Source organism: Algoriphagus boseongensis, assembly GCF_004362805.1.
In the GTDB taxonomy this organism is placed as follows: Bacteria; Bacteroidota; Bacteroidia; order Cytophagales; family Cyclobacteriaceae; genus Algoriphagus; species Algoriphagus boseongensis.
The window spans coordinates 138,478-160,175 of sequence record NZ_SNYF01000009.1; the positions used below are offsets into that span (position 1 = coordinate 138,478).

Consider the following 21,698-nt stretch of genomic DNA (forward strand, 5'->3'; position numbering starts at 1 on the left):
TCTTGATCGAAGGTTGAGTAAAAAAAAATGATTTTTAGAACCGACTCTTTGATACTTTAATAAAAGGCTATAATTTTGCCATCCGTTAAGGTTACAAGGGTTTCAAATTCTTGAAATTTTAACGCAGTTGGGGGAATACCAAAGCGGCCAACTGGGACGGACTGTAAATCCGTTGACTTATGTCTTCACAGGTTCGAATCCTGTTTCCCCCACATAAATTGTCTGATTGTAAAATTTTTTTCTAATTTTGCAGGGCAAAAAAAAATCCGGTACGCCGGACACAAGCGGGAGTAGCTCAGTTGGTAGAGCGGCAGCCTTCCAAGCTGCAGGTCGCGGGTTCGAGCCTCGTCTCCCGCTCTGTGCTTTTTAGCACATTGAAGTGAAAGCCGACGTAGCTCAGGGGTAGAGTACTTCCTTGGTAAGGAAGGGGTCACGGGTTCAAATCCCGTCGTTGGCTCAACACAGAAATTATTATCTAAACATATCTTTAAACTTAAACTGAGGATTTTCACGCATGGCAAAAGCAACCTTCGACCGTTCCAAGCCGCACGTTAACATCGGTACGATTGGACACGTAGACCATGGCAAGACTACTTTAACTGCCGCCATTACTACCGTATTGGCTAAAAAAGGTCTTTCTGAATTGAGAGATTTCTCTTCTATTGACAACGCTCCTGAAGAGAAAGAAAGAGGTATTACTATCAATACTTCGCACGTAGAATATCAGACTGAAAAGAGACACTACGCTCACGTAGACTGTCCTGGTCACGCTGACTACGTTAAAAACATGGTTACTGGTGCTGCCCAGATGGACGGTGCTATCCTTGTAGTAGCAGCAACTGACGGACCTATGCCTCAGACTAGAGAGCACATCCTTTTGGCTCGTCAGGTAGGTGTGCCTCAACTAGTAGTTTTCTTGAATAAAGTTGACATGGTTGACGATCCTGAATTGCTTGAACTAGTTGAAATGGAAGTAAGAGAATTGCTTTCTTTCTACGAATTCGACGGAGATAATATCCCAGTAATCGCTGGTTCTGCACTTGGTGCATTGAACGGTGAAGAGAAGTGGGTTGACACTGTAATGCAATTGATGGATGCAGTTGATTCTTACATTCCTCTTCCAGAGCGTTTGGTTGACAAAGATTTCTTGATGCCTGTTGAAGACGTATTCTCTATCACTGGTAGAGGTACTGTAGCCACTGGTCGTATCGAGAGAGGTGTTGTTAACTCTGGTGATCCAGTAGACATCATCGGTATGGGTGCTGAAGGCCTTAAGTCTACAGTAACTGGTGTTGAGATGTTCCGTAAGATCCTTGACAGAGGTGAAGCTGGTGATAACGTAGGTTTGTTGTTGAGAGGTATTGAAAAATCTCAAATCAAGCGTGGTATGATCATCTGTAAGCCAGGTTCTGTTAAGCCTCACGCTCACTTCAAAGCTGAAGTTTACGTACTTTCTAAAGAAGAAGGTGGACGTCACACTCCATTCTTCAACAAGTACAGACCTCAGTTCTACTTAAGAACTACTGACGTAACTGGTGAGATTAAACTTCCAGCAAACGTTGAAATGGTAATGCCTGGTGATAACGTAACTATCGAAGTTACTTTGTTGTCTGCAGTTGCTTTGGAAAAAGGTTTGAGATTTGCGATCAGAGAAGGTGGTCGTACAGTAGGTGCCGGTCAGGTAACTGAAATTCTCGACTAATCCATTTAACTATAAATTAACGATGCGATCCCGAAGAAATTTTGGGATCGCATTTGTTTCTAAAGACATTATTCCTAATTTTGCGTTCCCTTTTGGGGAGCGTTCATTCACACGGGCATAGTTCAATGGCAGAATAGCGGTCTCCAAAACCGTTGATGGGAGTTCGAATCTCTCTGCCCGTGCAGCAGTTATTGACTATGAATCTAAAAAACTTTGTCCTCGAATCATACGATGAAATGAAGAACAAGGTCACTTGGCCAAAGTTCTCTTTTCTTCAAAATAGTGCAGTATTGGTACTAGTAGCATCACTGATCTTTGCCCTGTTTATTGGTGTAGTTGATCTAGGGTTCGAAAATATCATGACATGGTTTTATGATTTATTTTAATTGACATTACAGAATGGCTGAACATAAATGGTACGTCCTCAGAGTAGTGGCAGGACAGGAAAAAAAGACAAAGACTTATCTGGAGAATGAAATCTACAGACAAAAGTTGGATGAATTTATTCCTGAAGTGCTTATTCCTTCTGAGAAGGTATATGAGATGCGCAACGGCAAAAAGCGTGTAAGGGAAAGAAACTTCTTTCCAGGTTACGTTTTAGTCAATGCGGATCTCTCCAATGGAGAAGCCAATCACGTAATAACAAGCATTCCGGGAGTAATCGGGTTTCTTGGATCAAACCAGGGGGGAGCTTCCAAAACCCCTGAACCATTACGACAATCAGAAGTCAACCGTATCTTAGGAAAGGTTGAAGAGATTGATGAGTTTGCCGAGAAACAAGATACGCCATTTATAGTCGGAGAGGCCGTTAAAGTAATGGACGGTCCCTTCAGTGGTTTTACCGGGACAATTGAGGAGATATTTGAGGAAAAGAAAAAGCTTAATGTTATGGTTAAGATTTTCGGCCGAAATACTCCTGTAGAATTAAACTTTATACAAGTAGAAAAACAAGACTAAGCAATGGCTAAGGAAATCACTGGTTATGTAAAACTACAAGTGAAAGGTGGCCAGGCTAACCCGTCACCTCCAGTAGGTCCAGCTCTTGGTTCCAAGGGTTTGAACATTATGGAGTTCTGTAAGCAGTTCAATGCACGTACCCAAGACAAAATGGGAACTGTATTGCCTGTATTGATTACAGTGTATTCTGACAAGTCTTTTGACTTTGTAGTAAAAACTCCTCCAGCTGCAAATATGCTGTTGGAAGCTGCGAAAATCAAAAGCGGTTCTGCGGAGCCTAACAGAAAAAAAGTTGGTTCTGTCACTTGGGATCAAGTGAGAGTAATCGCTGAGACGAAAATGCCTGACCTAAATGCTTTCAAAGTTGAGTCTGCCATGAAAATGGTAGCTGGTACTGCGCGAAGCATGGGTATCACAGTATCTGGTAAAGCCCCTTGGGAAGTATAATAAATAAACAATGGCTAAGTTAACAAAAAAGCAAAAAGAAGCTCTTTCTAAGTACGACCCAAGCCAAGTGTACTCCCTGGAGGCTGCTTCTTCACTGGTTAAGGAAATCACCACTACCAAGTTTGATGCTTCTGTAGATGTAGACGTTCGTTTGGGCGTTGATCCTCGGAAGGCTGATCAGATGGTAAGAGGCGTTGTCGCCCTTCCTCACGGTACTGGTAAAGACATCAAAGTATTGGTGCTTTGTACTCCTGACAAAGTTGCGGAAGCCACCGAAGCAGGTGCAGATTACGTAGGTTTGGACGATTATATTGCTAAAATCGAAGGCGGATGGACTGACGTAGATGTCATCATCACTATGCCTAACGTTATGGCAAAAGTAGGTAGGTTAGGTAGAGTATTAGGTCCTAGAGGCTTAATGCCAAACCCTAAATCAGGAACAGTTACTCTAGAAGTAGGTAAAGCAGTAAGAGAAGTGAAAGCCGGTAAAATCGACTTTAAGGTTGATAAATTCGGAATCATTCACGCAGGTGTTGGTAAAGTGTCCTTCACTCCTGAGCAAATTCAGGACAATGTGAAAGAACTTATCATGACTATTTCTAAGCTGAAGCCTTCATCATCTAAGGGTACATATTTCAAAAGTATTCACATCTCCAGCACCATGTCTCCGGGTATTGCTGTAGACAAGGGGAGCATCCAAGGTATTTAATCATGACTAGAGACGAGAAAAAAGTAATAATCGACAGTCTGACTGAGAAGCTGAAGGAAAGCCCTTTCTTCTACATTACTGATGCTTCTGGATTTTCGGTAGCTGAAGTAAATGCGTTCAGAAGAACTTGCTTTGAAAAAGGAGTTGAGTACAAAGTGTACAAAAACACCTTGATCGCTAAAGCACTTGAAAATCTGGATGCAGACTACTCCAAATTGGTGAGTGGTGCATTGAAAGGGTTCTCTGGAATTATTTTCTCAAAAGAGACTAGTAATCTTCCAGCAAAAGTATTGCTGGATTTCAGAAAGAAACAAGGTAAAAAAGAGTTTAGACCGGTATTCAAAGGTGCAGGGATCGATTCAGATGTAATTCTGGGCGAAAACAACCTTGAGATGCTTTCTAATCTTAAATCTAAGCAAGAATTGTTGGGTGATCTTATCGGATTGCTACAGTCTCCTGCTAAAAACCTCGTATCTGCATTGCAGTCTGGTCAAAACAACATCACTGGTGTTCTTAAGACTCTTGCTGATCGAGAAGCAAAATAATTTTATCAAAATCATTCAAAAACAAATTAAATAATTAATACGATGGCAGATCTTACACAACTTGCAGAACAGTTGGTAAACTTGACTGTAAAAGAAGTTAAAGAATTGACAGATATCCTTAAGGATCAGTACGGAATCGAACCAGCTGCTGCTGGTGCTGTAATGGTAGCTGGTCCAGTAGGTGGTGGTGATGCTCCTGCTGAAGAGGAAAAAACCTCTTTTGATGTTATCTTGAAAGCAGCTGGTGCTCAGAAATTGGCAGTAGTAAAGCTAGTTAAAGAATTGACTGGTCTTGGTTTGAAAGAAGCTAAAGATCTTGTTGACGCTGCTCCTAAGGCTTTGAAAGAAGGTATCGCTAAGGACGAAGCTGAAGCTTTGAAGAAGTCTCTTGAAGAGGCTGGTGCTGAAGTAGAGATCAAGTAATTTGCTGATTCCGCGCCAATAGGTTCGGAATTAGCCCGAAGACCTGACTAAATAAGTCAGGTCTTTTCCTGTTTATGCACAGGTTAAAAATTGCATTATTCTAAGCGGAAATTGTCGCTTTCCTATAATTAATTTCACTATAAACTATACACTACCTTGGCTATCAAGAATCAAACCGAAAGGAAAAGTTTCTCCTCCATTAAGGTGGTCAAAGACTATCCCGATTTTCTCGATATTCAGTTGCAGTCATTTAAAGACTTTTTCCAACTGGATACTCCTGCAGAGAAACGAAGGGCAGATGGGTTATTCAAAGTTTTCGCAGAAAACTTCCCAATCAGTGATTCCAGAGAAAACTTTACTTTGGAATTTATCGACTATGCAGTAGATCCACCAAAATACAGCGTTGGTGAATGTATTGATCGAGGATTGACCTATTCTGTTCCGTTGAAAGCAAAATTGAGATTGCTTTGTCACGATGAGGACAATGAAGACTTCGAAACTATCGAGCAAGAAGTGTTCCTTGGCAACCTGCCATACATGACCGAAAAAGGGTCTTTTGTAATCAATGGTGCTGAACGAGTAATCGTTTCTCAGTTGCACAGATCACCAGGGGTGTTCTTTGCTCAGAGTAAGCATACCAACGGAACTAAGCTTTATTCTGCTAGAATTATTCCTTTTAAAGGTTCTTGGATCGAATTCGCTACTGACATCAACAATGTCATGTATGCTTACATCGACCGTAAGAAAAAATTCCCTGTTACCACACTTTTGAGAGCAATTGGTTATGGTTCCGATAAGGATATCCTTGATCTATTCGGTCTTTCAGAAGAAGTATCAGCTACTAAAACTGCCTTGAAAAAAGCTGCAGGAAGAAAGTTGGCTGCAAGGGTTTTGAGAACTTGGGTAGAAGATTTCGTAGATGAAGATACCGGTGAGGTAGTTTCTATCGATCGAAATGAGGTATTGCTTGAGCGCGATACTGTTTTGACAGAAGAAGACATTGAAATGATTTTGGATTCAGGCTCGAAGTCTATCATTCTCCACAGAGAAGATGTGAACGTGGCTGATTATTCCATTATATATAATACCCTACAAAAAGATAACTCTAACTCTGAGAAAGAAGCGGTAGAGGTAATCTATCGTCAGTTGAGAAATACTGAAGCGCCTGATGAAGCCACTGCTCGTGAGGTAATTCAAAGTTTATTCTTCTCTGATAAGCGTTATGATTTGGGTGAAGTTGGTCGATATAGAATCAACAAAAAGCTAGGTCTTGATATCGAGGCTGAAAAGATTGTATTGACCAAGGAAGATATCATCAATATCGTTAAGTATTTGATCGGATTGATCAACTCTAAGGCGGTAGTCGATGATATTGACCACTTGTCTAACAGACGAGTTCGTACCGTTGGTGAACAATTGTACAGCCAGTTTGGAGTAGGTTTGGCTAGAATGGCCAGAACTATCCGTGAAAGAATGAACGTTCGAGACAATGAAGACTTTAAACCAGTCGATTTGATCAACGCTCGTACCCTATCCTCAGTAATCAACTCCTTCTTTGGTACCAACCAGCTTTCTCAGTTCATGGACCAGACCAACCCGCTTGCGGAGTTGACTCACAAGAGAAGACTTTCTGCATTGGGTCCAGGTGGTCTTTCCAGAGAAAGAGCAGGTTTCGAAGTTCGAGACGTTCACTACACACACTACGGTCGTCTTTGTACAATCGAGACTCCAGAAGGTCCAAACATTGGTTTGATTTCTTCGCTTTGCGTTCACGCAAAAGTGAATTCTATGGGCTTCTTGGAAACTCCTTACAGAAAAGTTGAAAATGGTAAAGTTGGCATGAAGCCAGAGGATATCATTTTCTTGACTGCTGAAGAAGAAGATAATAACAATATTGCCCAGGCTAATGCTCCTTTAGATCCAGCTGGAAACTTTGTCAATGAAAAAGTTAAAGCTCGATTCGAAGGTGACTTCCCAGTATTGGAGCCAAGTGAGATTTCTTACATGGACGTTGCTCCAAACCAAATCGTTTCTGTTGCCGCATCTTTGATTCCTTTCTTGGAGCATGATGATGCAAACAGAGCATTGATGGGATCAAACATGCAACGTCAGGCTGTTCCTTTGTTAAGACCAGAAGCTCCAATCGTAGGAACTGGTTTGGAAGGAAAAGCAGCTATCGATTCCAGAGCCTTGATTATTGCTGAGGCTAATGGGGTGGTAGAATATGTTGACGCCAAGAAAATCACCATTAAATATGACCTGACCTCTGATGAGTTATTGGTCAACTTTACAGATGAGTATAAAACCTATGACCTGATCAAGTTCAGAAGAACTAACCAGGATACTACCATCAACTTGACTCCGCTTGTTTTGAAGGGAGAAAAAGTTGAAAAAGGTCAAGTACTTGTAGAAGGATACTCTACTAACAACGGAGAACTTGCTCTAGGTAAAAACCTAAAAGTGGCTTACATGCCATGGCAAGGATATAACTTCGAAGATGCGATTGTTATCTCTGAAAGAGTTGTTCGTGAGGACATCTTTACTTCTATTCACGTAGAAGAATTCCAGTTGGAAGTAAGAGATACCAAGAGAGGTGAAGAAGAATTGACTTCTGAAATTCCTAACGTATCTGAAGAAGCTGTGAAACATCTGGACGAAAACGGTATAATCCGAATTGGTGCAGAAGTAAAAGAAGGTGATATCATTATCGGTAAGATCACTCCTAAGGGAGAAACTGATCCAACTCCAGAAGAAAAGCTCCTAAGAGCGATCTTCGGAGATAAAGCCGGTGACGTGAAAGATGCTTCTTTGAAGGCTTCTCCTTCTTTGAATGGTGTGGTTATCGAAACCAAACTATTCTCTAGACCTAAGAAAGACAAAGACAATAGAGCTAAGTCAAAGGCTGAAGTTGAAAAACTTAAGGCTAGATATTCTAAGGATCTATTAGGCATCAGAGCTAGAATGATCAATAAATTGGTCACTCTACTTGATGGAAAAACTTCTCAGGGTGTAAAGCACAAGTTTGGTGATGAGATCATCAGCAAAGGAGTGAAGTTCAACTTGAAAAACATTGAAAATAACCTCTTCCCTGCTAAGAACCCTTACAGAGATGAGTCTAACTACAATGTTCCTGAGGAAGCAAACTTGATCTCTGATATCATCTTGGATGATTGGACTGAAGATGCACATACCAATGCATTGATTGTTCAATTGGTAAAAAACTACACCAATTCAAGAAATGAGATTTCTGGTCGATTCAAGCGTGATCGATTCACTTTAGAAGTAGGAGACGAACTTCCAGCTGGTATCGTACAGCTTGCTAAAGTTTACATCGCTAAGAAGCGTAAGCTTAAAGTGGGTGATAAAATGGCAGGTCGTCACGGTAACAAGGGTATCGTTGCTCGTATCGTAAGAGACGAGGATATGCCGTTCTTGGAAGACGGAACTCCAATGGATATCGTATTGAATCCACTTGGTGTGCCTTCTCGAATGAACATCGGACAGATTTTTGAAACTGTATTGGCTTGGGCTGGACAGAGACTTGGTAAGAAATATGCCACTCCAATTTTCGATGGAGCTTCATTGGATGAGGTTTCTGCCGAATTGGAATTAGCAGGACTACCAGCTTACGGAAGAACTTATCTTTATGATGGTTTGACTGGACAGAAATTCGACCAGCCAGTTACTGTGGGTGTTACATACATGCTGAAATTGGGTCACTTGGTGGATGATAAAATGCACGCTCGTTCAATCGGTCCATACTCACTTATTACTCAGCAGCCGCTTGGTGGTAAGGCTCAGTTTGGTGGTCAGCGTTTCGGAGAAATGGAAGTGTGGGCATTGGAAGCATTCGGTGCATCACACGTACTTCAGGAAATCCTGACAGTGAAGTCTGATGACGTAATCGGTAGAGCGAAAGCTTATGAAGCGATCGTGAAAGGTGAGAACCTTCCTAAACCAAATATTCCTGAATCATTCAATGTATTGGTTCATGAATTAAGAGGTTTGGCTCTTGAAATTACTCTGGATTAATTTGGCTCAAGGGGCGGGCAACCGCCCTGAACATATCTCAAAAAATTATGTCGTTTAGAAAAAATAAAAAACTCAACAACGATTTCTCCCGAGTTACCATCAGCTTGGCTTCTCCAGAATCTATTCTGGATAGCTCCAATGGTGAAGTAACCCAGCCAGAGACCATCAACTATAGAACATACAAGCCAGAAATGGGCGGTTTGTTCTGTGAGAGAATCTTTGGCCCGGTGAAAGATTGGGAATGTCATTGTGGTAAATACAAGCGAATCAGATATAAAGGCATTATCTGCGACCGTTGCGGGGTAGAGGTGACTGAGAAGAAAGTACGTCGTGAACGTATGGGACACATCGAATTGGTGGTTCCTGTTGCACATATCTGGTACTTCAAGTCGCTTCCAAACAAAATCGGTTACCTTCTTGGTCTTCCAACCAAGAAGTTGGATCAGATCGTGTACTATGAGCGTTATGTAGTTGTTCAAGCGGGTATTAAAGCCGAAGAAGGAGTTCAATATTTGGATTTCTTGACTGAGGACGAATACTTAGACATCATGGACAAGCTTCCTAAGGAGAATCACATGCTTGATGATGATGATCCGAACAAGTTCATCGCCAAGATGGGTGCTGAAGCTTTGGAAATGTTGTTGGCAAGATTGGATTTGGATGATCTTTCTTATTCTCTTCGTCACCAGGCAGCTACCGATACTTCTCAGCAGCGTAAAGCTGAAGCTTTGAAGAGACTCAAGGTAGTAGAAGCATTCCGTGATGCAAGAACCAGAATCGAAAACCGTCCTGAGTGGATGGTAGTGAGAATGGTTCCTGTAATTCCACCAGAATTGCGTCCATTGGTTCCTTTGGATGGTGGCCGTTTTGCCACTTCTGATTTGAATGACCTTTATAGAAGAGTTATTATCAGAAATAACCGTTTGAAGCGATTGATTGATATCAAAGCTCCAGAGGTAATTTTGAGAAACGAAAAGAGAATGTTGCAGGAAGCTGTGGATTCCCTATTCGATAACTCCAGAAAAGTAAATGCGGTAAGATCCGATGGAAACCGTGCATTGAAATCCCTTTCTGATATGTTGAAAGGTAAGCAAGGCCGATTCCGTCAAAACTTGCTCGGTAAGCGTGTGGATTACTCCGGTCGATCTGTAATCGTCGTAGGTCCAGAACTGAAGCTTCACGAGTGTGGTCTTCCTAAAAATATGGCAGCTGAGCTTTTCAAACCTTTTATCATCAGAAAACTGATCGAAAGAGGTATTGTAAAGACCGTAAAATCTGCCAAAAAAATCGTGGATCGTAAAGATCCAGTGGTTTGGGATATTTTGGAAAACGTATTGAAAGGACACCCTGTGCTCCTTAACCGTGCCCCAACTCTTCACAGATTGGGTATCCAGGCATTCCAGCCAAAATTGATCGAAGGAAAAGCAATCCAGCTTCATCCATTGGTATGTACTGCATTCAACGCCGACTTTGACGGTGACCAGATGGCGGTTCACGTACCACTTGGACACGAGGCAATCTTGGAAGCTTCTACTTTGATGCTTTCTGCTCACAACATCCTCAACCCTGCGAACGGTGCACCGATTACTGTACCTTCTCAAGACATGGTTTTGGGTCTTTATTATGTGACCAAAGGCAAAAAATCAACTCCAGAAGAGCCAGTGGCTGGTGAAGGAATGACCTTCTACAGCACTGAAGAAGTAATCATTGCTTTGAACGAAGGCAAAATCTCCAAGCATGCGCACATCAAGTGTAAAGTGAAGGTGAGATCTGCTGAAGGTGAAATCAAAGAACAGATTATTGAAACTGTTGCAGGTCGTTTGATCTTCAACCAATTCGTTCCTGAGGAAGTTGGTTATGTAAACGAACTATTGACCAAGAAAAAACTACAGCAAATCATTGCTCAAGTAGTTAAGGTTTGTGGTATTGCACGTACAGCTCAATTCTTGGATGATATCAAGCATCTAGGATTCCAGATGGCCTACCAAGGTGGTCTATCAATGGGTCTTAACGACGTTATCATTCCTGAAGAAAAAGAACCAATGATCGCTAAGGCGAAGGAGGAAGTTGATCAAGTTTGGAACAACTACCTAATGGGTCTGATCACTGATAACGAGCGTTACAACCAAGTAATTGATATCTGGACTCGTACCAACTCTCATTTGACTAATAATCTGATGAAGAAGATGGAAGAGGATAAGCAAGGATTCAATGCCATCTACATGATGATGCATTCAGGAGCTCGAGGTTCCAGAGAACAGATTCGTCAGCTGGGTGGTATGAGAGGTCTGATGGCCAAGCCTCAGAAAAACCTTCAGGGTTCAGTAGGTGAAATCATCGAAAACCCAATCCTTTCTAACTTCAAAGAAGGTCTGGATGTATTGGAGTACTTTATCTCTACTCACGGTGCACGAAAAGGTCTTGCGGATACAGCTTTGAAAACTGCCGATGCAGGTTATTTGACTCGTCGTCTGGTAGACGTAGCTCAGGATATGATCGTGACAGAAGAGGATTGCGGTACTTTGAGAGGTCTGGTTGTACAGCCTTTGAAAGATAACGACGAAATCGTTGAGCCACTTTCTGAAAGAATTTTGGGTCGAGTTTCTGTTCACGATGTATATGATCCGATCACAGAACAATTGATCGTTCCTGCAGGCGTGGAGATCGATGACGAAATTGCTAAGCTAGTGGATGAGTCAGCGATTGAAGAAGTAGAAATTCGTTCTGTATTGACTTGCGAAACCAGAAGAGGCGTCTGCTCCAAGTGTTATGGTAGAAACTTGGCAACTGGAAACATGGTACAAGCTGGTGAGGCTGTAGGTGTTATTGCTGCGCAGTCTATCGGTGAACCTGGTACGCAGTTGACCTTGAGAACATTCCACGTAGGTGGTACAGCTTCTAACATGGCTGTTGATGCAAGCATCAATGCTAAGTTTGACGGTGTGGTTGAATTTGATGAGGAATTGAGATACATCGAAACTACCAACCGTGACGGTGAGCCAGTAACCATCGTAATGGGTCGTTCAGGTGAAATCAAAATCAATGAAGCGAAATCTGGTAAGACTTTAGTGTCTAACCACGTTCCTTATGGTGCGATTTTGAATGTCAAAGACGGACAGAAAATCACTAAAGGTGAATCCCTGTGTACTTGGGATCCATATAACGCGGTAATCCTTTCTGAGTTTGACGGTACTGTTGAATTTGAAGCTATCGTTGAGGGTATTACCTACAAAGAAGTGGCCGATGATCAGACTGGTTTCCGTGAAAAAGTAATCATTGAAACTAAGGATAGAACCAAAAACCCTGCGATTGTTGTCAATTACGGAGAAGAATCAAAGGCATATAATATTCCAGTAGGCGCTCACCTTGCAGTTGAAGCTGGTGAAAAAGTGAAGTCTGGACAGATTTTGGTAAAAATCCCTAGATCTGTAGGAAAAACAAGAGATATCACCGGTGGTCTTCCACGAGTAACTGAATTGTTCGAAGCAAGAAATCCATCTAACCCAGCTGTGGTTTCTGAAATCGACGGTGTGGTAACTTATGGTGGTATCAAGAGAGGTAACCGTGAAATCATCATCGAGTCTAAGGACGGAGTGATCAAGAAATACATGGTATCTCTTTCTAAGCATATCTTGGTTCAGGAAAATGACTTTATCAGAGCTGGCGAGCCACTTTCTGACGGAGCGATTACACCAAATGATATCCTTTCTATCAAAGGACCTACTGCAGTTCAGGAGTACTTGGTGAATGAAATTCAGGAAGTTTATAGACTTCAAGGTGTAAAAATCAACGATAAGCACATCGAGGTAATCGTATCTCAGATGATGCAGAAAGTTGAAATCCTTGATGCTGGTGACACTAATTTCCTTCAAGGACAAGTTGTGGATAAGTGGGCATTCAGAGAAGAAAACGACAATATTTTGGATAAGAAAGTTGTCATGGATGCAGGTGATTCTTCAACCCTGAAGCCAGGTATGATTATTTCTGCCAGAAGATTAAGAGATGAAAACTCAAGTCTGAAGAGAAAAGATCTGAAGCTTGTACAGGTAAGAGATGCTGAGACAGCAGTTTCTGCTCCAACCCTTCAAGGTATCACTGCTGCTTCTTTGGGTACTGAGTCCTTTATTTCTGCTGCTTCCTTCCAGGAAACAACCAAGGTTCTTTCCGAAGCTGCGATCAGAGGTAAGAGAGATGAGCTTCTCGGACTGAAAGAAAACGTGATTGTGGGTCACTTGATCCCAGCCGGTACTGGTCAGAGAGCTTTCCAAAATATCATCGTAGGATCTAAAGAAGAATACGAAAAGCTTTCTGAAAATATAGAAAGAGCTTCTTCTAGAAAATCAAGCGAAGCTATTTTATAAGTAGTAATTCCTTTCATTGAAAAGGCCTGTATGTCATGTACAGGCCTTTTTTAATCTAACTATACCATGGAAGAAAATAAGAACCAAGACCAACAAATAAATGTAGAGCTTTCGGAAGAAGTGGCTGAAGGGATTTATTCCAACTTGGCCATGATAGCTCATTCCAATTCAGAATTTGTTATTGATTTTATCCGATTGATGCCGGGTGTACCTAAGGCAAAAGTGAAATCTAGAATCATCGTGACACCTGACCATGCAAAAAGATTACTTGCTGCATTGAAGGATAACATTGAGAAATATGAAGCGGCTTTCGGGAAAATCAACCAAGGAGGAGGCGCTCCGACCTTTCCAATTTCCTTTGGAAAGCCCGGTGAAGCCTAATAAAAATATAACTGCTTAATTTTGTTACTCTTATTACTTATTGTACCTTTGCAGTCCAAAATTTAACAGTTTACAGGAAAACTAAATTTTATCAGTTAATGCCTACTATTCAACAGTTAGTAAGAAAAGGTAGAAATACACTGGAAATCAAATCCAAATCTCGGGCTTTGGACGCATGTCCACAGCGTAGAGGAGTTTGTACCAGAGTATACACTACGACCCCGAAAAAGCCTAACTCTGCAATGAGAAAGGTGGCGAGGGTGAGATTGACGAACGGAAAAGAAGTGAACGCTTACATTCCAGGAGAAGGTCACAATTTGCAAGAGCACTCAATCGTATTGATCAGAGGTGGTCGTGTGAAGGATCTTCCAGGTGTAAGATACCACATCATCCGAGGTGCATTGGATACTGCCGGAGTAAAAGACCGTAAGCAAGGTCGCTCCAAGTACGGTGCTAAAAGACCAAAAGCTGGCAAGGGTGCCCCTGCAGCAGCTCCAGGCAAAAAGAAATAATAAAACACATTAGAAAGAAATGAGAAAAGCGAAACCAAAGAAGAGATATATTCTTCCTGACCCAAAGTTCAATGATACTTTGGTAACCAAGTTTGTAAACTGTCTGATGTTTGACGGGAAGAAGAGTATTGCTTACAACATTTTCTACGATGCAGTCGAGAAAGTGGAATCAAAAGTAGGTGAGAATGGTCTTGAAGTTTGGAAAAAAGCGCTTAACAATATTGCTCCATCCGTAGAGGTGAAGAGTCGTAGAGTTGGTGGTGCTACATTCCAAGTTCCAATGGAAGTCAGACCTGAAAGAAAGATGGCCCTTGGAATCAAGTGGATGATCAACTACGCTCGTAAAAGAGGTGAGAAAACCATGATGGATCGACTAGCGGGTGAAATCATCGCCGCTGCAAAAGGCGAAGGCGCTGCAGTGAAGAAAAAGGATGATACCCATAGAATGGCCGAAGCCAACAAAGCATTCTCCCACTTTAGATTTTAATTAGGATGGCAAGAGATTTAAGATTTACCAGAAACATCGGTATTGCGGCGCACATCGACGCAGGTAAAACAACCACTACCGAGCGTATTCTTTTTTACTCCGGAAAATCCCACAAAATCGGAGAAGTGCACGAAGGTGCAGCTACCATGGACTGGATGGCGCAGGAGCAGGAGAGAGGTATTACCATTACCTCCGCAGCTACTACCGTATTCTGGAACTATAGAAGCAATCAATACCAAATTAACATCATTGATACTCCTGGTCACGTAGACTTCACTGTAGAAGTAAACAGATCCCTGAGAATCCTTGATGGTCTAGTTTTCCTGTTCAGTGCTGTGGACGGTGTAGAGCCACAGTCTGAGACCAACTGGCGTTTGGCTGATAATTATAAAGTGGCCCGTATCGGTTTCGTTAACAAAATGGACCGTGCTGGCGCAAACTTTTTGGCAGTTTGTAAGCAGGTGAAGGAAATGCTCGGCTCTTATGCCGTTCCTTTGCAGCTTCCAATCGGTGCTGAAGATAAATTCCGTGGAGTGGTTGACTTGATCAACAACCGCGCAATGATTTGGAATGAGCACGACATGGGGATGACTTATGAAGTTGTTCCAATTCCAGAGGATATGGAAGAAGAAGTAGCTCAGTACAGAGAGCACCTTCTAGAGGCAGTAGCAGAATATGATGAATCATTGATGGAGAAATTCTTTGATGATCCAAACTCCATTACAGAAGCTGAAATCTTGAAGGCCTTAAGAGCGGCTACCATTGACATGAAAATTGTCCCAATGGTTTGTGGTTCTTCTTTCAAAAACAAAGGTGTTCAAACCATGCTTGACTTGGTAATGGAATTGCTTCCTTCACCATTGGATAAAGATGATATCATAGGTCATTCTTTGGACAATGAAGATGAAGAAGTGAGAATCTCTCCAAGCGAAGCTGAGCCGTTCACTGGCCTTGCATTTAAAATCGCAACTGATCCGTTTGTTGGTCGTCTTTGCTTTGTAAGAGCATATTCAGGTGTTCTTGAATCAGGTTCTTATGTATTCAATAGCCGTTCAGGAAACAAGGAGCGTATCTCTCGAGTATTCCAGATGCACGCTAACAAGCAAAACCAGATCGAAAGATTGGTTGCGGGTGATATCGGAGCGGTAGTAGGCTTCAAAGACATCAAGACTGGAGATACACTTTGTGATGAAAAGCGCAAGGTGGTTTTGGAATCAATGGTATTCCCAGAGCCAGTTATCGGTTATGCAATTGAGCCTAAAACACAGGCTGACGTTGATAAATTGGGTATGGCGATTGCCAAGTTGGTAGAAGAAGATCCAACACTTCAGGTAAATACTGACCACGAAACAGGTCAGACCATCTTGAGAGGTATGGGAGAACTTCACCTGGAAATCATCATCGACCGATTGAAGCGTGAATTCAAAGTTGAAATCAACCAAGGTGCACCTCAGGTAGCTTACAAAGAAGCTTTGTTTGGTTCTGTAGAACACAAAGAAGTTTACAAGAAGCAGACTGGTGGTAAAGGTAAATTTGCTGATATCGTATTCGAATTGGGTCCAAAAGATCCAGATCCTGAAACTGGTGAAATCAAGGCAGGATTGGATTTCGTAAACGGTATCGTTGGTGGTGTTATTCCAAAAGAATTCATCCAGCCAGTTCAGAAAGGCTTCCAGGAGGCAATGAAGAACGGACCTTTGGCAGGCTACCCTATCGAATCTATGAAAGTGAGATTGTTCCACGGTTCATACCATGATGTGGATTCAGATGCGCTTTCATTCGAATTGGCTGCAAGAATTGGTTTCAAAGAGGCCGCTAAGAAGTGTAAGCCACAGTTGCTAGAGCCAATTATGGCTGTAGATGTAGTTACTCCAGATGAATATACTGGTCCGATTACAGGTGATTTGAACAGAAGAAGAGGTTTGATGAAAGGTATGGACACAAAAGGTACTTCTACTGTAGTAAAAGCATCCGTTCCATTGTCTGAATTGTTCGGTTACGTGACTGATTTGAGAACCATCACCTCAGGTCGAGCAACAGCTTCATTGACATTCTCTCATTATGAGCCAGTTCCAAGCAACATTGCTGAAGCAGTGATTGCGAAAGTAAAAGGTGATAAAGCCTAATTGATAAGAACATGAACCAGAAAATTAGAATAAAACTAAAATCATACGATCATAGCCTGGTGGACAAGTCATCAGAGAAGATCGTGAAGGCTGTAAAAGCCACTGGCGCAGTAGTAGTTGGTCCAATTCCATTGCCTACTAAGAAGGAGAAATTCACAGTATTGAAATCTCCACACGTAAACAAGAAAGCCAGAGATCAATATCAATTGTGTACTTATAAGAGACTCGTTGATATTTACTCCAACTCTTCTAAAACTGTAGATGCCTTGATGAAAATCGAGCTTCCAAGTGGAGTTGATGTAGAAATCAAAGTATGACAGTACTTGAAATCTAAAATCAAAAGGCCTGCATTTCTTGCAGGTCTTTTCTTTTTTACGACCTATAGAAAATAATTAATGCCTTGCAAAAAGGCTTTGCCAATCCAAAAACCAATTTTTTTCTAATTGTTTGAAAATATTAGAGTTGGGATTTGCTGCCAAATTTTATTTCAGTAACTTTGCAGTCCTTAAAAAGGGCCCAAGTGTGTAAACGCTTGTGGATTATCAAATTATCTTATCAAAGATGTCTGGTATAATTGGAAAAAAAGTCGGAATGACTAGCATCTTCAGTGCCGATGGACGTAATGTCGCATGCACGCTAATAGAAGCTGGTCCTTGCGTAGTGACGCAAGTAAAAAACGTTGAAACAGACGGGTACAACGCAGTGCAGTTGGCATTCGGTGAGCGAAAGGAGAAAAACACTCCTAAGCCATTGATCGGTCATTTTAAAAAGGCCGGTACTACGCCAAAGCAGAAAGTTGTTGAGTTCCGTGACTTCAGGGTCGAATTTGAAGGCCAAGTGGAGCTCGGAAAAAGTGTAAAGGCTGGTGAAGTGTTCGTAGAAGGTGACTTCGTGGATGCTATCGGTACTTCTAAAGGTAAAGGCTTCCAGGGTGTTGTGAAGCGTCATGGTTTTGGTGGTGTGGGTGGTCAAACTCACGGTCAGCACAACAGACAGAGACACCCAGGTTCCATTGGTGCATGTTCTTGGCCTTCCCGAGTATTTAAGGGAATGAGAATGGCCGGAAGAACCGGAGGAGACAGAGTCAAAGTAATCAATTTGAGAATTTTGAAAGTTTACCCTGAGCAAAACCTTCTTTTGGTTTCTGGTTCAGTGCCTGGCCCTAAAAATTCATTTGTTATTCTGGAGAAATAAGCCATGGAATTAGCAGTAATCAATCATAAAGGACAAGATACAGGTAGAAAGGTGACTCTTTCTGACGAAATCTTTGCGATCGAGCCTAACGATAATGCAATCTACCTGGATGTGAAGCAATACCTGGCTAACCAGAGACAGGGTACTCACAAATCAAAAGAAAGAAATGAAGTAGCAGGTTCTACTAAAAAGATCAAGAAGCAAAAAGGTACCGGTGGTGCACGTGCTGGATCTTTGAAGGCTCCTAACTTCAGAGGTGGAGGTAGAGTTTTTGGTCCTAAGCCAAGAGACTATTCCTTCAAATTGAATAAAAAATTGAAGCAGTTGGCTCGTAAGTCTGCGCTTTCTTATAAAGTAAAAGACAATAGCCTAGTGGTATTGGAAGATCTTTCTTTCGAAGCTCCAAAGACCAAAAACTACATCGCTCTTTTAAACGGTCTTTCTCTATCTGATAAGAAGACTTTGTTGGTTCTTCCTGAAGACAACAAAAATGTATTCTTGTCAAGCAGAAACCTTCCAAAGGCGAAAGTTGTGACTGTGAATGATGTAAATACTTACCAACTCCTCAATGCTGACCATTTGGTTTTGTGCGAAGGATCTGTAAGTAAGTTGGAAACCATTTTATCGAAATAAGACAATGGATATTCTAAAGCAGCCTTTGATTACAGAAAAGATCTCTGCACTTAACGAAAAAGGAGTTTACGGTTTCATCGTAGAAAAAACTGCCGATAAGACACAGATCAAAAACGCTGTAGAAAAAACTTACGGTGTAAAAGTGGTATCAATTCGTACCATGAGATATGCTGCGAAGCATAAGACTAGATACACCAAGAACAAGATCGTATCAGGCTTCACCAATGCTTACAAGAAAGCTGTAGTGCAGGTAGCCGATGGTGAGGTAATTGATTTTTACGGAGAAATTTAATTGAATCAATATCATGGCAATTAAAAAGTTAAAGCCTGTTACTCCGGGAACCCGATTTAGAGTTGCTCCTGCATTTGACGAAATTACAGCGTCAAAGCCGGAGAAATCTCTTCTCGCTCCCTCGAAGAAATCAGGCGGTAGAAATAATGAAGGCAAAATGACTGCCCGCTACATTGGCGGTGGTCATAAGAGAAGACTCAGAATTGTAGACTTCCAAAGAAATAAGTTTGGTGTTCCTGCAGTGGTTAAATCCATCGAGTACGATCCAAACAGAACTGCCCGTCTTGCCCTACTTTATTATGCAGATGGTGCAAAGGCCTACATTATCGCTCCGGAAGGTTTGCAAGTAGGACAAACAGTGATTTCCGGTGAGCATGTTGCCCCAGAAGTGGGTAACGCCATGCCTATGGCAAACATCCCGATGGGTACTATTGTACACAATGTGGAATTGAAGCCAGGTAAAGGTGGTGCATTAGCCAGAAGTGCTGGTGGATATGCACAGATTGTAGCACGAGATGGAAAATACGTGACCGTAAAACTTCCTTCTGGTGAGATGAGACTTATCCTAGGTGTATGTATGGCTACGGTAGGTACTGTTTCCAATGCAGATCATATGAACGTAGTGCTTGGTAAAGCAGGACGTAAGAGATGGTTGGGAGTTAGACCACGTACCAGAGGTGTTGCGATGAACCCTGTCGATCACCCTATGGGTGGTGGTGAAGGCCGTTCTTCAGGTGGACATCCAAGATCAAGAAAAGGTCTTCTTGCGAAAGGTAAGAAAACCAGATCACCTAAGAAGTATTCAAACAAGTTCATCGTCAGCAAAAGATCTAAATAATTATGGCACGTTCATTAAAAAAAGGTCCTTATATCGAGCACCACTTGGTAAAGAAAGTAGATGCCATGAACGAATCAGGCAAGAAATCTGTCATCAAGACTTGGTCAAGAAGATCTATGATTTCCCCGGATTTTGTAGGCCATACCTTCGCTGTGCATAATGGTAACAAGTTTATCCCAGTTTTTGTAACCGACAACATGGTAGGTCATAAGCTAGGTGAATTTGCTCCTACCAGAAACTTCCGAGGCCACGTTGCTAAAAAAGATAAAGGAAAGAGATAATCATGGAAGCAATAGCAAGATTAAAAAATGTTCCTACATCCCCACGCAAGATGCGTTTGGTGGCTGACCTCGTGAGAGGCAAAAGAGTAGGAATGGCTCTCAGCATTTTGAAATTCACTCCTAACCATGGAGCGATCAAATTGGAGAAGCTTCTCCTTTCAGCTGTGGCCAATTGGCAGGCGAAAAATCCTGATGCAAAACTTGAGGATGCCGACTTATATGTAAAAACTATCATGGTGGATGAAGGCAGATCTTTGAAAAGATTGAGACCTGCTCCTCAAGGTAGAGGTCACAGAATCCGCAAAAGATCCAATCATGTAACCCTAGTTGTTGATGCTTTCAATGCTGGTGACGTTACCGCTGATAGTGTAGAATCAAACGAAAAGGCAAATTAAGAAAAGACTATGGGACAAAAGATTAACCCAATAGGATTTAGACTTGGTGTAGTCAAAGGCTGGGATTCCAACTGGTATGGTGGGAAAGACTTTGCTGAAAAACTATACGAAGATCAGCAAATCCGTAAATATGTCCTTGCCAGAATCCCTAAGGGTGGTATTTCAAAAGTGATCATTGAGCGTACGCTTAAAAGAATCACCTTGACTATCCACACTGCTAGACCAGGGGTAGTAATTGGTAAAGGCGGAGCCGAAGTAGACAAGCTTAAAGAAGAGCTTAAGAAGATCACCAACAAGGATATTCAAATCAATATCTTCGAAATTAAGCGTCCTGAATTGGATGCTAAATTGGTAGGTGAGTCTATCGCACAGCAGCTTCAAGCTAGAATTTCCTTCAGAAGAGCCATGAAGCAGTCAATTGCCGCTTCTATGCGCGTCGGAGCAGAAGGAATCAAAGTTAAACTTTCTGGTCGATTGGGCGGAGCCGAAATGGCACGTTCAGAAATGTACAAAGAAGGAAGAATTCCTCTTCATACCCTAAGAGCTGACATTGATTATGCAGTCTCTGAAGCCCTAACTGTATATGGTATCATCGGTATCAAAGTATGGATCTTCAAAGGTGAAGTGTACGGAAAAAGAGATCTTTCTCCTAACCAAGGTGCTGCCAATGAGCCTAAAGGCCAAAGACCAGCAGGTCCTAAGGGAAGAGATAACGGTCCAAGACGCAGAAAAAGAAATAACTAATTTTCACCTTTCTAAGTGAGAAATCATGTTACAGCCGAAAAGAACTAAATATAGAAAGATGCACAAGGGCCGTGTCAAAGGCATTGCGCAAAGAGGGCATGAGCTTTCTTTTGGCAACTTTGGCATTAAATCCCTTGAGCCAGGATGGATTACTTCTCGCCAGATCGAGGCAGCTCGTATTGCCATGACAAGAGCGATGAAGAGAGAAGGTCAGGTTTGGATCAGAATTTTTCCTGACAAACCTATCACCAAAAAGCCCGCAGAGGTTCGTATGGGTAAAGGTAAGGGTGCTCCAGAATACTGGGTTGCCGTTATCAAACCAGGAACGATCCTTTTCGAAGCTACAGGCGTGAGCCTGGAGACAGCTCAGGAGGCATTGAGACTTGCGCAGCAGAAGCTACCCGTAAGTACAAGATTTGTTGTAAGAAGAGACTACGCTGAATAATCAGGAACTATGAAAAATACTGAAATCAGATCACTTTCAGCAAGTGAAATCGCCGAGAGAATCGTCGCTGAGCAGGAGAATCTAAGCAAATTGAGATTTGCCCATTCGATTTCTCCAATTGAGAATCCTAACAGAATCAGAGAGACCAAGCGTCTTATCGCAAGATTGAAGACTGCATTGACCTCCAAATAACT

At 42.0% G+C, this 21,698-nt stretch carries 23 protein-coding genes and 4 tRNA genes; all 27 read left to right on the forward strand.

Annotated elements, in window-relative coordinates:
- Nucleotides 1–129: 129 nt before the first annotated feature.
- Nucleotides 130–212 (forward strand) — tRNA-Tyr (locus DFQ04_RS16225).
- A gap of 72 nt (nucleotides 213–284) precedes the next feature.
- Nucleotides 285–357: transfer RNA gene (locus DFQ04_RS16230), tRNA-Gly, on the forward strand.
- Nucleotides 358–385: 28 nt separating this feature from the next.
- Nucleotides 386–457 (forward strand) — tRNA-Thr (locus DFQ04_RS16235).
- A gap of 57 nt (nucleotides 458–514) precedes the next feature.
- Nucleotides 515–1,702 carry an elongation factor Tu gene (gene tuf / locus DFQ04_RS16240; protein WP_133557806.1) on the forward strand — a complete coding sequence of 396 codons (1,188 nt, stop codon included), beginning with the start codon at nucleotides 515–517 and terminating at the stop codon, nucleotides 1,700–1,702.
- 111 nt (nucleotides 1,703–1,813) lie between these two features.
- A tRNA-Trp gene (locus tag DFQ04_RS16245) sits at nucleotides 1,814–1,884 on the forward strand.
- A gap of 15 nt (nucleotides 1,885–1,899) precedes the next feature.
- Nucleotides 1,900–2,088, forward strand: coding sequence for a preprotein translocase subunit SecE (gene secE, locus DFQ04_RS16250; protein ID WP_026966270.1), 189 nt, complete (start codon nucleotides 1,900–1,902; stop codon nucleotides 2,086–2,088).
- A gap of 13 nt (nucleotides 2,089–2,101) precedes the next feature.
- Nucleotides 2,102–2,659 carry a transcription termination/antitermination protein NusG gene (gene nusG, locus DFQ04_RS16255; RefSeq protein ID WP_026953252.1) on the forward strand — a complete coding sequence of 186 codons (558 nt, stop codon included), beginning with the start codon at nucleotides 2,102–2,104 and terminating at the stop codon, nucleotides 2,657–2,659.
- 3 nt (nucleotides 2,660–2,662) lie between these two features.
- Nucleotides 2,663–3,106, forward strand: a complete 444-nt coding sequence (gene rplK / locus DFQ04_RS16260; protein ID WP_133557809.1) for a 50S ribosomal protein L11 — start codon at nucleotides 2,663–2,665, stop codon at nucleotides 3,104–3,106.
- Between the two features lie 10 nt (nucleotides 3,107–3,116).
- Entirely contained in the window at nucleotides 3,117–3,815 is a 699-nt protein-coding gene (rplA, locus tag DFQ04_RS16265; protein ID WP_133557811.1) for a 50S ribosomal protein L1, read from the forward strand.
- Nucleotides 3,816–3,817: 2 nt separating this feature from the next.
- A complete protein-coding gene (gene rplJ, locus DFQ04_RS16270; RefSeq protein ID WP_133557813.1) occupies nucleotides 3,818–4,360 on the forward strand; it encodes a 50S ribosomal protein L10 in 543 nt (180 codons plus the stop codon).
- A gap of 42 nt (nucleotides 4,361–4,402) precedes the next feature.
- Complete coding sequence (rplL, locus tag DFQ04_RS16275) at nucleotides 4,403–4,783, forward strand: 50S ribosomal protein L7/L12 (RefSeq protein WP_133557815.1); 381 nt, start codon at nucleotides 4,403–4,405, stop codon at nucleotides 4,781–4,783.
- 156 nt (nucleotides 4,784–4,939) lie between these two features.
- Nucleotides 4,940–8,815 carry a DNA-directed RNA polymerase subunit beta gene (rpoB, locus tag DFQ04_RS16280; protein WP_133557817.1) on the forward strand — a complete coding sequence of 1,292 codons (3,876 nt, stop codon included), beginning with the start codon at nucleotides 4,940–4,942 and terminating at the stop codon, nucleotides 8,813–8,815.
- 47 nt (nucleotides 8,816–8,862) lie between these two features.
- The gene (rpoC, locus tag DFQ04_RS16285) at nucleotides 8,863–13,176 is read left to right on the forward strand and encodes a DNA-directed RNA polymerase subunit beta' (protein WP_133557819.1); all 4,314 of its coding nucleotides are present in this window, start codon (nucleotides 8,863–8,865) and stop codon (nucleotides 13,174–13,176) included.
- Between the two features lie 66 nt (nucleotides 13,177–13,242).
- Complete coding sequence (locus DFQ04_RS16290) at nucleotides 13,243–13,557, forward strand: DUF3467 domain-containing protein (RefSeq protein WP_133557821.1); 315 nt, start codon at nucleotides 13,243–13,245, stop codon at nucleotides 13,555–13,557.
- 98 nt (nucleotides 13,558–13,655) lie between these two features.
- Nucleotides 13,656–14,069 carry a 30S ribosomal protein S12 gene (gene rpsL, locus DFQ04_RS16295; RefSeq protein ID WP_026953260.1) on the forward strand — a complete coding sequence of 138 codons (414 nt, stop codon included), beginning with the start codon at nucleotides 13,656–13,658 and terminating at the stop codon, nucleotides 14,067–14,069.
- A gap of 19 nt (nucleotides 14,070–14,088) precedes the next feature.
- A complete protein-coding gene (rpsG, locus tag DFQ04_RS16300; RefSeq protein ID WP_133557823.1) occupies nucleotides 14,089–14,556 on the forward strand; it encodes a 30S ribosomal protein S7 in 468 nt (155 codons plus the stop codon).
- Between the two features lie 5 nt (nucleotides 14,557–14,561).
- Nucleotides 14,562–16,682 carry an elongation factor G gene (fusA, locus tag DFQ04_RS16305; RefSeq protein WP_133557825.1) on the forward strand — a complete coding sequence of 707 codons (2,121 nt, stop codon included), beginning with the start codon at nucleotides 14,562–14,564 and terminating at the stop codon, nucleotides 16,680–16,682.
- An 11-nt stretch (nucleotides 16,683–16,693) separates the two neighbouring features.
- A complete protein-coding gene (gene rpsJ / locus DFQ04_RS16310) occupies nucleotides 16,694–16,999 on the forward strand; it encodes a 30S ribosomal protein S10 (protein WP_024284766.1) in 306 nt (101 codons plus the stop codon).
- Nucleotides 17,000–17,243: 244 nt separating this feature from the next.
- On the forward strand, nucleotides 17,244–17,876 hold the full coding sequence (rplC, locus tag DFQ04_RS16315) for a 50S ribosomal protein L3 (RefSeq protein WP_133557827.1): 633 nt from the start codon (nucleotides 17,244–17,246) through the stop codon (nucleotides 17,874–17,876).
- Between the two features lie 3 nt (nucleotides 17,877–17,879).
- Nucleotides 17,880–18,509, forward strand: coding sequence for a 50S ribosomal protein L4 (rplD, locus tag DFQ04_RS16320; protein WP_133557829.1), 630 nt, complete (start codon nucleotides 17,880–17,882; stop codon nucleotides 18,507–18,509).
- A gap of 4 nt (nucleotides 18,510–18,513) precedes the next feature.
- Nucleotides 18,514–18,801: a 50S ribosomal protein L23 gene (gene rplW, locus DFQ04_RS16325; RefSeq protein ID WP_133557831.1), complete on the forward strand. Its 288-nt coding sequence runs from the start codon at nucleotides 18,514–18,516 to the stop codon at nucleotides 18,799–18,801.
- 13 nt (nucleotides 18,802–18,814) lie between these two features.
- Nucleotides 18,815–19,639: a 50S ribosomal protein L2 gene (rplB, locus tag DFQ04_RS16330; RefSeq protein ID WP_133557833.1), complete on the forward strand. Its 825-nt coding sequence runs from the start codon at nucleotides 18,815–18,817 to the stop codon at nucleotides 19,637–19,639.
- A gap of 2 nt (nucleotides 19,640–19,641) precedes the next feature.
- Nucleotides 19,642–19,920, forward strand: a complete 279-nt coding sequence (gene rpsS, locus DFQ04_RS16335; RefSeq protein WP_026953267.1) for a 30S ribosomal protein S19 — start codon at nucleotides 19,642–19,644, stop codon at nucleotides 19,918–19,920.
- Between the two features lie 2 nt (nucleotides 19,921–19,922).
- The gene (gene rplV / locus DFQ04_RS16340) at nucleotides 19,923–20,315 is read left to right on the forward strand and encodes a 50S ribosomal protein L22 (RefSeq protein ID WP_133557835.1); all 393 of its coding nucleotides are present in this window, start codon (nucleotides 19,923–19,925) and stop codon (nucleotides 20,313–20,315) included.
- Nucleotides 20,316–20,324: 9 nt separating this feature from the next.
- On the forward strand, nucleotides 20,325–21,059 hold the full coding sequence (rpsC, locus tag DFQ04_RS16345) for a 30S ribosomal protein S3 (protein WP_133557837.1): 735 nt from the start codon (nucleotides 20,325–20,327) through the stop codon (nucleotides 21,057–21,059).
- A 25-nt stretch (nucleotides 21,060–21,084) separates the two neighbouring features.
- Entirely contained in the window at nucleotides 21,085–21,504 is a 420-nt protein-coding gene (gene rplP, locus DFQ04_RS16350; protein WP_026953270.1) for a 50S ribosomal protein L16, read from the forward strand.
- 9 nt (nucleotides 21,505–21,513) lie between these two features.
- The gene (rpmC, locus tag DFQ04_RS16355; RefSeq protein ID WP_026953271.1) at nucleotides 21,514–21,696 is read left to right on the forward strand and encodes a 50S ribosomal protein L29; all 183 of its coding nucleotides are present in this window, start codon (nucleotides 21,514–21,516) and stop codon (nucleotides 21,694–21,696) included.
- The last annotated feature ends 2 nt before the right edge of the window (nucleotides 21,697–21,698 follow it).

Coding starts and splice junctions, on each gene's coding strand:
- rpsL (WP_026953260.1), top strand. CDS start 13,656: ATGCCTACTATTCAACAGTTAGTAAGAAAAGGTAGAAATACACTGGAA.
- rpoC (WP_133557819.1), top strand. CDS start 8,863: ATGTCGTTTAGAAAAAATAAAAAACTCAACAACGATTTCTCCCGAGTT.
- secE (WP_026966270.1), top strand. CDS start 1,900: ATGAATCTAAAAAACTTTGTCCTCGAATCATACGATGAAATGAAGAAC.
- fusA (WP_133557825.1), top strand. CDS start 14,562: ATGGCAAGAGATTTAAGATTTACCAGAAACATCGGTATTGCGGCGCAC.
- rplB (WP_133557833.1), top strand. CDS start 18,815: ATGGCAATTAAAAAGTTAAAGCCTGTTACTCCGGGAACCCGATTTAGA.
- DFQ04_RS16290 (WP_133557821.1), top strand. CDS start 13,243: ATGGAAGAAAATAAGAACCAAGACCAACAAATAAATGTAGAGCTTTCG.
- rplW (WP_133557831.1), top strand. CDS start 18,514: ATGGATATTCTAAAGCAGCCTTTGATTACAGAAAAGATCTCTGCACTT.
- rplV (WP_133557835.1), top strand. CDS start 19,923: ATGGAAGCAATAGCAAGATTAAAAAATGTTCCTACATCCCCACGCAAG.
- nusG (WP_026953252.1), top strand. CDS start 2,102: ATGGCTGAACATAAATGGTACGTCCTCAGAGTAGTGGCAGGACAGGAA.
- rplJ (WP_133557813.1), top strand. CDS start 3,818: ATGACTAGAGACGAGAAAAAAGTAATAATCGACAGTCTGACTGAGAAG.
- rpsG (WP_133557823.1), top strand. CDS start 14,089: ATGAGAAAAGCGAAACCAAAGAAGAGATATATTCTTCCTGACCCAAAG.
- rpmC (WP_026953271.1), top strand. CDS start 21,514: ATGAAAAATACTGAAATCAGATCACTTTCAGCAAGTGAAATCGCCGAG.
- rpsS (WP_026953267.1), top strand. CDS start 19,642: ATGGCACGTTCATTAAAAAAAGGTCCTTATATCGAGCACCACTTGGTA.
- rplC (WP_133557827.1), top strand. CDS start 17,244: ATGTCTGGTATAATTGGAAAAAAAGTCGGAATGACTAGCATCTTCAGT.
- rplK (WP_133557809.1), top strand. CDS start 2,663: ATGGCTAAGGAAATCACTGGTTATGTAAAACTACAAGTGAAAGGTGGC.
- rplL (WP_133557815.1), top strand. CDS start 4,403: ATGGCAGATCTTACACAACTTGCAGAACAGTTGGTAAACTTGACTGTA.
- rplA (WP_133557811.1), top strand. CDS start 3,117: ATGGCTAAGTTAACAAAAAAGCAAAAAGAAGCTCTTTCTAAGTACGAC.
- tuf (WP_133557806.1), top strand. CDS start 515: ATGGCAAAAGCAACCTTCGACCGTTCCAAGCCGCACGTTAACATCGGT.
- rplD (WP_133557829.1), top strand. CDS start 17,880: ATGGAATTAGCAGTAATCAATCATAAAGGACAAGATACAGGTAGAAAG.
- rpsJ (WP_024284766.1), top strand. CDS start 16,694: ATGAACCAGAAAATTAGAATAAAACTAAAATCATACGATCATAGCCTG.
- rplP (WP_026953270.1), top strand. CDS start 21,085: ATGTTACAGCCGAAAAGAACTAAATATAGAAAGATGCACAAGGGCCGT.
- rpsC (WP_133557837.1), top strand. CDS start 20,325: ATGGGACAAAAGATTAACCCAATAGGATTTAGACTTGGTGTAGTCAAA.